We start from the raw sequence: 10,580 nt of genomic DNA on the forward strand, positions 1-10,580 counted from the left end.
CGATGACCCGTTACCCCAGTCTGGACGGTCGCGCGGTGCTGATCACCGGTGGCGCTACCGGTATCGGTGCCGCCTTCGTTGAACACTTCGCCCGGCAAGGTGCAAAGGTGGTGTTCCTGGACATCGACGACAAGGGTGCGCAGGCATTGCTGGACAGCCTGCACGACGTTGAACCGTTGCCGCGCTATCTGCGCTGCGACATCACCGACATCGCCGCCTTCCAGGCGACCATCGTTGAAGCACGTGAGCTGGTCGGACCGTTCTCGGTGCTGGTCAACAACGCGGCCAACGATGCGCGCCATGCCTTGGCCGATACCGGCGTGGCGGATTTCGAGCGCAGCGTGGCGGTGAACCTTCGCCACCAGTACTTCGCGATCCAGGCCGTGGCGCCGGACATGCGCGCGTTGGGCGGCGGTTCGATCATCTGCCTGGGCTCCACCGGCTGGATGATCAAGAACAGCGGCTACCCGTTGTATGCCATGGCCAAATCCGCGGTCCACGGGCTGGTCAACGGGCTGGCCCGCGAACTGGGCCATGACCGGATCCGCATCAATGCACTGGTGCCCGGCTGGGTGATCACCGAGAAGCAGCAGCGGCTGTGGCTGGATGCCGAGGGCGAGGCGCAGCTGCGGCGGTCGCAATGCCTGCCGGGCTATCTGCGTGCGGACGACCTGGCCCGCGCGGCGCTGTTCCTTGCCGCCGATGACAGCCGCATGTGCACCGGCCAGGACTTCATCGTGGACGGGGGATGGGTGTGACCGGCCCGGTGCGCGTGGCGGTGCCGGCGGGCAACACACTGGGCGAAGGCGTGCTGTGGTGCGACCGCGAGCAGGTGGTGTACTGGACCGACATCCAGCAGTCGCAGCTGTGGCGCTATCGCCCGCAGGATGGGGCGATTGCGCGCTGGCCGATGCCGGAGCGGCTGGCCGCGATGGCGCTGTGCGAGGCCGATGGCTGGCTGTTGTTGGCGCTGGCTTCCCGGCTGGCGTTCTTCCATCCCGAGCGCAACGAATTCCGCGACCTCGCAGACACGGTAGCGTCGGCCGTTGGCCGGCGCTCAGAGTCTCCGGCACCCCGTGGAGCCGGCCAACGGCCGGCGCTACCGGAATTGCGAGCAAACGATGGCGCATGCGACCGTCAAGGGCGATTTGTATTTGGCCTGCTTCATGAACCTGCTGAAGGCCCGAAGCAGGCAGTAGCGCCCTTCCTGCGCCTCAACGCAGACCTGACGCTGGAGATTCTGCCGCTACCCACCGTCGCCATTTCCAACAGCATCGCCTTCAGCCCATCTGGCGACACGATGTACTTCTGTGACTCGCTGCAGAAGCAGATCCTGCGCTGCGATTACGGCGACACCCTCGGGCCGGCCCACTCGTTCGTGGACCTGCAGGCCGAATCCGGCGAGCCCGACGGCAGCGCGGTCGACGCGGACGGCGGTCTCTGGAATGCCCGCTGGGGCGATGCCCGGGTGGTGCGTTACCTGCCGGACGGCACCGAGGACCGCGCCATTGCCACGCCGGTCAGCCAGCCCACCCGCCCTGCCTTCGGCGGCCCTGCCCTCCGCACGCTGTTCATCACCAGCGCGCATGACGGCATGGATGCCGCGGCCCGTGCACAGGACCCGCTTGCAGGCCACCTGCTTTCCCTCGATGACGCCGGGTTCGCCGGCCTACCCGAAGCCCGGTTCGCCGGCGACCCCAACAGCTTGCCGCCCCGCGCACCGCGTGGGACTTCCGCGGAGATTCCATGAGCCTTTCCACCCTTGATATCAGCATCGTGCTGGCCTACCTGGCGGGCATCTTCATCCTTGCGCAGTGGGTGTCGCGCGAGAAAGCCGGCCAGCAGAAATCGGCGCAGGATTACTTCCTGGCCAGCCGCAGCCTGCCCTGGTGGGCCATCGGCGCCTCGCTGATTGCGGCCAACATTTCGGCCGAACAGATCATCGGCATGTCCGGCTCGGGTTACGCCATCGGCCTGGCCATCGCGTCGTATGAGTGGATGGCGGCGATCACGCTGCTGATCGTGGGCAAGTGGTTCCTGCCCATCTTCCTGCGCAACGGCATCACCACCATGCCGCAGTTCCTGCAGGAGCGGTATGGCAACCGGATCCGCACGGTCATGGCCGTGTTCTGGCTGGGCCTGTACGTGTTCGTCAACCTCACCTCGATCCTGTGGCTGGGTTCGATCGCCATTGCCGGCGTGGCCGGGCTGAACCAGGATGTGGCGCTGGTGCTGCTGGGCGCATTCGCGCTGGCCTACCAGCTGTACGGCGGCCTGAAGGCGGTGGCGCTGACCGATATCGTGCAGGTATGCCTGCTGGTGCTGGGTGGCCTGCTGGTCACGGTGATCACCCTGAGCAGAATCGGCGACGGCAGCGTCAGCGATGGCTTCATGCAGCTCTGGCAGCAGCATCCGGAGCGGTTCGAGATGATCCTCAGCAAGGACAACCCGTTCTACAAGGACCTGCCAGGCCTGTCGGTGCTGCTGGGCGGCATGTGGATTGCCAACCTCAGCTACTGGGGCTTCAACCAGTACATCATCCAGCGGGCGCTGGCCGCAAAGAACCTGCGCGAGGCGCAGAAGGGCGTGGTGTTTGCCGCGTTCCTGAAGCTGCTGATCCCGGCCATCGTGGTGCTGCCCGGCATTGCCGCGGTGATGCTGGCCCCGGGCCTGGAGCGGCCGGACGCGGCCTACCCGACCATGCTGGCGCTGCTGCCCAGCGGCATCCTGGGGCTGGTGTTCGCGGCGCTGGTGGCGGCGATCGTGGCGTCGCTGGCCTCGAAGATCAATTCGGTGGCGACCATCTTCACCCTGGACTTCTACGCCAAGCGTGCGCCCGATGCATCGCAGGCCCGGCTGGTGCGCGTGGGCCGGATCGCGGCGTCGGTGGCCATCATCGTGGCGGTGCTGACCGCCCGCCCGCTGCTGGGTGGGTTCGACCAGGGCTTCCAGTACATCCAGGAGTTCACCGGCTTCTTCACTCCGGGCATCGTGGTGATCTTCCTTCTCGGCCTGTTCTGGAAGCGCTCCAATGAAGCCGGTGCACTGGCCGCCGCGGTGGGCTCGTTCGTGCTCTCGCTGGCGTTCAAGCTGCTGTGGCCGTCGTTGCCGTTCATGGACCGGATGGGCGTGGTGTTCCTGGCGACGCTGGCGCTGGCCGTGGGCATCTCGCTGGCCACCCGCGCCACCGGCGACCGTGACCGCATCCGTACCGATGATGTGGTGTACGCCACCGCGCCGTCGTTCAATGCGGCTTCGCTGGCCGTGCTGGCGATCCTGGTCGCCCTGTACGCAACCTACTGGTGATGACCATGCAGCCCACCCTTTCCCTTCGCGCGGCCGCGCTGGCGCTGCTGTTCGCCGCTGCGGCTCCCGCCATGGCCACCGACGTCACCTGGACGGGCACCGCCACCGTGGATGCGGCCAAGGCCGGCTGGGGCCGTCTGGCACGCCTGCCAGACGGCCGCTGGCTGGCGGTGACCACGCGCTATCCCGGCGGCGACACCACCACGTTGCAGTTGTCGGTGAGCAGCGACAACGCCCGGACCTGGACGCCGCTGTCGCGCGTGGCAGAGCCCAAGCGCAAACTCGACAACGGCGAGCTGTTCGTCCTGCCCGATGGTCGCGTGCTGCTGGCGATGCGGTCGCTGATCGATGGGGTGTCCTACCGGCTGAACGTGTATGCCAGTGATGACCAGGGCGCGCACTGGCGCTTCCTCAGCACCATCACGCGTAACGAAACGCCGGCCGGGCGCAAGGACCGCGGCGTATGGGAGCCGGTGTTCACGCGTCTGGATGATGGCACGTTGTCGGTGGTGTACGCCGATGAAACCCGGGCCGATGAGACCCCTTCCTTCAACCAGGTGGTATCGCAGCAATTGTCCAGCGACGGAGGCCGGACCTGGAGCCCGGCAGTAACGATCGCCAGCCAACCCGGCGGGGGAACGCTGCGCCCGGGCATGCCGGTGATGGCGCGTCGCCCGGATGGCGGCTTCCTGATGGTGCTGGAAACCTGCGGCGACGATCCGCAGTGTCCTGTCTCCTACAAGACCTCGCCGGATGGCCGCACCTGGCCCGTGGGACTTGGGACGCCGATGGCGGACCAGCGCTGCGGTCCCCACGTGATGACCACCACCGGCGGCACGATGTTCGTGACCTCCTGCTTCAACCAGGTCAGCGCGAGCGAGGACGGTGGAACCACGTGGACGACGGTCACACCGCCTGCATGGCCGCTCGGCTTCCGCCACTCCTGGCCGGCCGTCGTGGAGATCGGGCCGCACGAGATCGGCGTGATCAATGTAGTCGACGGAAGCGTGCGGATCCGCTTTGGTACATACCGGTAACGTGGATTGATCGGACGTCATCGGCGGGGTGCCTTTTGACGCGGACGCGTCGGACCGGCTGCAATACTGCCGGCACCGACATGCGAGCACCCGTACGATGATGACGAAGTGGCGGCTGACCCTGTTCAGGATCAGCAGGAAAATGTGGTTCCGCTCCACCCTGTACGGGGTGCTGGGTGTCGCCACAGCGCTGGCCGGTGCCGCCGCCCGGTTCGTACTGCCAGCCGGGCTTGCCACCCAGATCGGCGCCGACTCGGTCGGCAACATCCTCGGCATCCTGGCGGCGTCGATGCTGACCGTGACGACCTTTGCGCTGTCCACCATGGTGGCCGCCTACGGCTCGGCGGCGACCAACGCCACGCCGCGTGCGTCGCGGCTGCTGATCGAGGATACGCGTGCCCAGGGCACGCTTGCCACCTTCATCGGCGCGTTCCTGTTCTCCATCGTCGGGCTTATCGCGCTCAGCACGGGGATCTATGGCGACAGCGGACGACTGGTCCTGTTTGGCGCGACCATTGCGGTCATCATCGTCATCACGGTGACGCTGCTGCGCGCCATCGAACAGTTCTCGCGCTTCGGACGGCTCGGCGAAACCGTCGATCTGGTTGAGAAAGCCACCTTGAAGTCGATGCAGCAGCGGGCCGACGCGCCGTCGCTCGGGGCGGTGCCCTACCGGGGCATGCCACCCGCCAACACGGTCGATGTGGTCGCTGAGGAGGTGGGCTACGTCGAGCACATTGACGTGCAGCGGCTGGATGCCATCGCGGAGGAACACCAGCTGATCGTCTATGTCACCTGTCAGCCAGGCACCTTTGCCACGCCCAATCGCGCGCTCCTGCGGGTCGTGGGCACGCTCAGCGATGATCAGAGAGAGCAGATGCTGGCCGCGCTCACCATTGGCAGCGCCCGCAGGATCGAAAACGACCCGCGTTATGGCCTGGTCGTCCTTGCCGAGATCGGGGCAAGGGCGATGTCCCCGGCGATCAACGATCCGGGGACCTGCATCACCGTCATCGGCACCTGTGTCCGCCTGCTGCTGCGATGGGACGCGCTCGACTGCAACGACGACCCTGGGAAGGAGGCGCAGTATCGGCATGTGCGTGTTGCCCGGCTGCAGGTGGAGGATCTGTTCGAGGATGTATTCGCGCCGCTGTCCACGCACGCCGCCGCGTCGCTGGAAGTGAACATCCGACTGCAGAAGGCCCTGGCGGCCCTGTGCGCCGGCTGCTCCCCCGCTACGCGTGACGCCGCGTTGCGGCATGCGGCGGTGTCGCTGGAACGCGCCGAGCAGGCACTCGACTTCCCACGCGATCGCGAAAAACTGCGGGAAATCGCTGCCGCGGAGCACCGCACTGCCCAGCACTTGGCTGCACGCCACGCCGCGGACTTTCCGCAGTAAACCGTAGTGCTTCACGTCGTGGACCGCGCTGGGCTTGGGTGACTGGCGCCAACGCGGTAGAATGGAACGCTTTCGTTCGCAGAATGGAGGCCACGAGACACTATCGTGAAGCTCTTTCCCCTTGTTTTCCTGTGTGCTGCGGCAACCGCCACACAGACGCTCCACGCCCAGGATGCACCTGCCACACAGGCAGATCCCTACATCGACATCGGTGGCGCGGTCCGGTTCAATTACGGCTGGCTTGACTACGGCCCCACCAGCCGCCTGCAGCTTGAACTCCTGCGCGCAGACGTGAAGGCAGGCGCAGGACCGCTGTTCTTTTCCGCGCAGTACCGGTGGTACGACGGCTTCGATGCCGTGCACCATGCCTACGTTGGCTGGAACGTCAACCAGGACGCCCAGCTCAAGGCCGGCATCCAGCAGGTTCCCTTCGGTCTGCTTCCCACCGTGTCGCAGAGTTTCTGGTTCGGCTCGGGTTATTACCTCGGCATCGAAGACGATTACGATCCCGGCGTCACCTACCATCACCAGCGTGGCAACCACGCCTGGACCCTCGGCTGGTTCTCCGGCGATGAATACGGAAGCGGCGCCCGCTACGACCGCTACTCGTTCGATGTGGCCCAGACCGCCGCACTTCCCTACCGGGAGCGCGAGCGCGTGCATCTGCGATACGAGCATGCAGGTTCGCTGGGTGACGGCGAGCTGCTGCTTGGGGTTTCTGCGTTCAGCGGCCAGGTGCAGGACACCACCACCCGGCGCCACCATGGTCACCAGGGCGCGGCCGTGCATGCGCAATGGAAGCGGGAGGGCTGGACCACCCAGCTGCAATGGGCCCGTTACCGTTACGACGTGCCTGGCGACCGGATTGCGATGTCCGCGTTCATGGCCCCCTTCGAGATTGCAGCCGAAGCCGACGTCCCCAGCCTCAACGTGGCGTATTCCTTCGGTGCCCGTCGTTGGCTCGATGACATCACCTGCTACAACAACCTCAGCATGACCCGCCCGCTGGGGCGCGGTCCGGGCGTGCGGGATTCCTGGCAGAACGTGACCGGGTGCAGCCTGCAGAAGGGCATCATGTTGACCTACGTCGACTGGATTGCCGGCAGGAACATGTGGTTTGCCGGCGGGGACGGCATCGGCATCGACGAAGGCGGACCCTCGCGCTGGCACAGCCGGCTGAACCTCAACATCGGCTTCTACTTCTAAGCGCGCCGCGCATTTCCGCGCCGCCGTTCACTCACTGGAGGACCTCATGCAGAGCCCGGCTCCGCCTTCCACTCCTGTTCGCCAGCGCATTCTGCCGCAGGTGTTCATTCCCACCGCCGCCATCGTGCTGCTGCTCCTGGCGCTGTCCATCTTCGTGCCCGAACAGGCCACCACCTGGTTCACTGCGGCCAAGCGCTGGACCGCCAACGACGCAGGCTGGTTCACCATTCTCTCTGTCGCCGGCTTCCTGGTCTTTGTCGCAGGCGTTGCCATCAGTGGCTACGGGCGGATCAAGCTCGGACCGGACCACAGCCGCCCCGATTACAGCTATGCGTCCTGGTTTGCCATGCTGTTTGCTGCCGGCATGGGCATCGGGCTGATGTTCTTCGGCGTTGCCGAGCCGATCATGCATTACGCAACCCCGCCAACCGGCGCGCCCGAGTCGGCCGAAGCGGCCCGGCAGGCCATGCGCATCACGTTCTTCCACTGGGGCGTGCACGCCTGGGCCATCTACGCCGTCGTTGCACTTGCCCTGGCCTACTTCGCGTATCGCCACAACCTGCCGCTGCGGGTCCGCTCGGCACTCTACCCGCTCATTGGCGAGCGCATCCATGGACCGATCGGGCACGCAGTCGATACCTTCGCCGCGCTGGGCACCATCTTCGGCCTCGCCACCTCGCTGGGCCTGGGGGTGATGCAGATCAATTCCGGACTCCATTACCTGTTCGGGCTGGAAATCAGCACGCTGGTGCAGGTGTCACTGATCGGCATCATCATCCTGGTGGCCACCGGCTCGGTGGTCGCCGGGCTCGACAGCGGCGTGCGCCGGCTGTCGGAGATCAACATGATCCTGGCGGTGGCTTTACTGGCCTTCGTGCTGGTCTGCGGCCCCACGGTGCACCTGATGCAGGCGTTCGTGCAGAACACCGGCATGTACGCCTCCCAGCTGTTTTCGATGACCTTCAACCTGTATGCCTATGAACCCAGTGGCTGGCTCGGCGGCTGGACGTTGTTCTACTGGGGCTGGTGGATCGCGTGGTCGCCGTTTGTCGGCATGTTCATCGCCCGCATTTCGCGGGGCCGTACGGTGCGCGAGTTCGTGGTCGGCGTACTGCTGGTGCCGCTGGGCTTCACCTTCCTCTGGATGACCCTCTACGGCAACTCCGCGTTGTTCATGGTCCGGGCCGAAGGCGTCCACCAGCTGGTCAAGGCCGTTTCGGACGACAGTTCCATGGCGCTGTTCGAGTTCCTGCGCCACCTGCCGCTGACCATGGTCACCTCGTCGCTTGCGGTCGTGCTGGTGGCGCTGTTCTTCGTGACGTCGGCGGACTCCGGCGCCCTGGTGATCGACATGCTGACGTCCAAGGGCGAGGAGGAATCTCCGCTCTGGCAGCGGATCTTCTGGGCATTGCTGGTGGGCGGGATCGCGGTTGCGCTGCTGATGGCCGGTGGCCTGGAGTCCCTGCAGGCGGCGACCATCGCCAGCGCCCTGCCGTTTACCGTGGTGATGATCCTGATGTGCTGGGGCTTGCTGAAGGCCATGCGCCTGGACGCCACCAAGCGCTCGATCTCGCGCGATGCGCGCCTGCTTCCGGGTACCAGCGACGACTGGCGTGCCAGGCTCAAGCTGCTTGCACACAATCCGGTCAAGATCGAGGTGCTCGGCTTCATCCGCGACCACGTGCTGCCGGCGCTGGAGGAGGTTGCCGTTGAGCTTCGCAAGCAGGAGCTGCCGGTCGAGGTCATGCAGGGCGACGACGGCAGGGCGTGGCTTCGCGTGGGCCACGGGGACGAAATGGACTTCTTCTATTCGGTGCGGCCACAGCCTTATGCACCGCCCACCTTCGCACTGCAGGACCCGCGTCGCCCGGTCAGTGAGGGCACCCGCCATTACCGCGCCGAGGTCTATCTGCGGGAGGGCGGGCAGGACTACGACGTGATGGGCTGGCCCAACGTGCAGCTGATCCACGATGTGCTGGACCAGTACGAACGGCACCGCCAGTTCCTGGATCACGTCCGCTGAGTTGAAACCCCGGCCAACCTGCTACGGTTGGCCGGGAGTCGGGGGTCCCTGTCGCCGCGCTTACGCGGGGATCTTGATCGACTTCACGTTCACGAACTCCTTCAACCCTTCCGGGCCATGCTCGCGGCCGTAGCCGGAGGCCTTCACCCCGCCGAACGGCAGCGACGGTGAGGCAACATCGAAGGTGTTGATGAACACCATCCCGGTATCGAAATACTTCGTGGCCAGCTCACGGGCACGCTTCACGTCGCGACTGAAGATGCCGCCGCCCAGGCCGTAGCGGCTGTCGTTGGCAATACGCATGGCATCCTCATCATCCTTTGCGCGGATGATGGCGGCCGCCGGGCCGAACAGCTCGTCGTCGTACGCCACCTGGCCCGGCGCCACGTCGGCCAGCACGGTGGCCGGATAGAACCAGCCGGTACGCTCCGGCACGTTGCCGCCCACCAGCAGCCGGGCGCCCTGCGCGACGCTCCTGGTGACCTGTTCGTGCAGCTTGTCGCGCTGGGCCTCGGAGACCAATGGTCCCAGCTGGGTGTCCGACGCGTTCGGATCGCCCATCCGGATCGCCTCGAACTTGCTGGCGTAGGCTGCTACGAAGGCGTCGTAGTTCTTCAGCGTCACGATAAAGCGTTTGGCATTGACGCAGGTCTGCCCGTTGTTGAACAGGCGGCCCTTGACGCAGGTCTCCACCGCAAGGTCGAGGTCGGCATCGTCCAGCACCAGGTAAGCGTCGTTGGAGCCCAGCTCCAGCACCGTCTTCTTGAGCGCTGCGCCGGCCTTCGCAGCCACGGTGCGACCGGCCGCCTCGCTGCCGGTCAGCGTGACCGCCCGGACCAGGTCGTTTTCCACGATGGCGTTGGACTGGTCATGGGTGATCAACAGGACGCCGAACAAACCCTTGGGCAGGCCGGCACTTTCGTAGATGTCACGAAGCAGCAGACCGCTGCCGGTGCAGCTCTCCGCATGCTTGAGCAGCACGCCGTTGCCAGCCATCAGGCTGGCGATGGAGTAGCGGATGGCCTGGTAGGCCGGGAAGTTCCAGGGCTGGATGCCGTACACCACGCCGATCGGCGAATGGGTGACGATGCCGGTTGCGCCCTCAACATCGCGCTCCTCGTCGGCCAATGCGGCAGGCCCTTGCTTGGCGGTGTAGTCACAGATGGCGGCGCACAGCTCCACTTCGGTGCGGCTGTCTTCAATGAGCTTGCCGACCTCGCGGGTCATCAGCTGGGCAAATTCTTCCTTGCGCTCGCGCAATGCCTTGGCGATGTCGCCAACGACTTTCGCGCGCTCGTCCAGGGAACGCAGGCGCCATGCCAGGAAGGCCTCATGGCTGGCGGCGACGACGGCGGCGGCTTCGTCGTCTGACATGTACGCATAGGTGGCGATCACCTCTTCGGTCAGTGGGTTGATGGTAGTGAGCTGCTTGCTGGACATTGAAAACCTTCGTTTCGTGGGGAAACACGCGAATGAAGGAGCTTCGCCCCCAGCCGGTTCCCACATGGTGAAGTCCGGTACCGCGCCGGTTGACCCGGCCTTCACAGAACCCACTGCCCCCCAAATGCAACGATGCCGGAGGCGACCCTGCCCTTCCCCCCCGGTACCT

Annotated in this window: 8 protein-coding genes; 7 read left to right on the top strand and 1 reads right to left on the bottom strand. The window is 65.8% G+C overall.

All coding sequences use genetic code 11. The annotated features are described in order from the left end of the window. Positions 1 to 2: 2 nt before the first annotated feature. The 7 genes from ACIGII_RS04920 to ACIGII_RS04950 all read left to right on the top strand — a co-directional run bounded on the left by ACIGII_RS04920 (position 3) and on the right by ACIGII_RS04950 (position 8,971). Entirely contained in the window at positions 3 to 758 is a 756-nt protein-coding gene (locus ACIGII_RS04920; RefSeq protein WP_399633837.1) for an SDR family NAD(P)-dependent oxidoreductase, read from the top strand. After that, entirely contained in the window at positions 749 to 1,750 is a 1,002-nt protein-coding gene (locus ACIGII_RS04925; RefSeq protein WP_399633835.1) for an SMP-30/gluconolactonase/LRE family protein, read from the top strand. Before ACIGII_RS04920 ends, ACIGII_RS04925 begins: the two co-directional genes overlap by 10 nt. After that, positions 1,747 to 3,306: a sodium/sugar symporter gene (locus ACIGII_RS04930; RefSeq protein ID WP_210132549.1), complete on the top strand. Its 1,560-nt coding sequence runs from the start codon at positions 1,747 to 1,749 to the stop codon at positions 3,304 to 3,306. The genes ACIGII_RS04925 and ACIGII_RS04930 overlap by 4 nt, the downstream gene beginning before the upstream one ends. Positions 3,307 to 3,311: 5 nt before the next feature. Beyond that, positions 3,312 to 4,343, top strand: coding sequence for an exo-alpha-sialidase (locus tag ACIGII_RS04935; protein WP_399633834.1), 1,032 nt, complete (start codon positions 3,312 to 3,314; stop codon positions 4,341 to 4,343). Positions 4,344 to 4,440: 97 nt separating this feature from the next. Continuing rightward, positions 4,441 to 5,742 carry a DUF2254 domain-containing protein gene (locus ACIGII_RS04940; RefSeq protein ID WP_399633833.1) on the top strand — a complete coding sequence of 434 codons (1,302 nt, stop codon included), beginning with the start codon at positions 4,441 to 4,443 and terminating at the stop codon, positions 5,740 to 5,742. Between the two features lie 105 nt (positions 5,743 to 5,847). Continuing rightward, positions 5,848 to 6,948, top strand: a complete 1,101-nt coding sequence (locus tag ACIGII_RS04945) for a hypothetical protein (protein ID WP_399633831.1) — start codon at positions 5,848 to 5,850, stop codon at positions 6,946 to 6,948. A gap of 46 nt (positions 6,949 to 6,994) precedes the next feature. Further along, complete coding sequence (locus ACIGII_RS04950) at positions 6,995 to 8,971, top strand: BCCT family transporter (RefSeq protein WP_399633830.1); 1,977 nt, start codon at positions 6,995 to 6,997, stop codon at positions 8,969 to 8,971. Positions 8,972 to 9,031: 60 nt separating this feature from the next. Here the strand turns inward: ACIGII_RS04950 and ACIGII_RS04955 are convergent, their stop codons facing one another. Further along, positions 9,032 to 10,411 carry an NAD-dependent succinate-semialdehyde dehydrogenase gene (locus tag ACIGII_RS04955; RefSeq protein ID WP_399633829.1) on the bottom strand — a complete coding sequence of 460 codons (1,380 nt, stop codon included), beginning with the start codon at positions 10,409 to 10,411 and terminating at the stop codon, positions 9,032 to 9,034. Positions 10,412 to 10,580: the final 169 nt, after the last annotated feature.

Source organism: Stenotrophomonas sp. NPDC077420, assembly GCF_044543385.1.
GTDB lineage: Bacteria > Pseudomonadota > Gammaproteobacteria > Xanthomonadales > Xanthomonadaceae > Stenotrophomonas.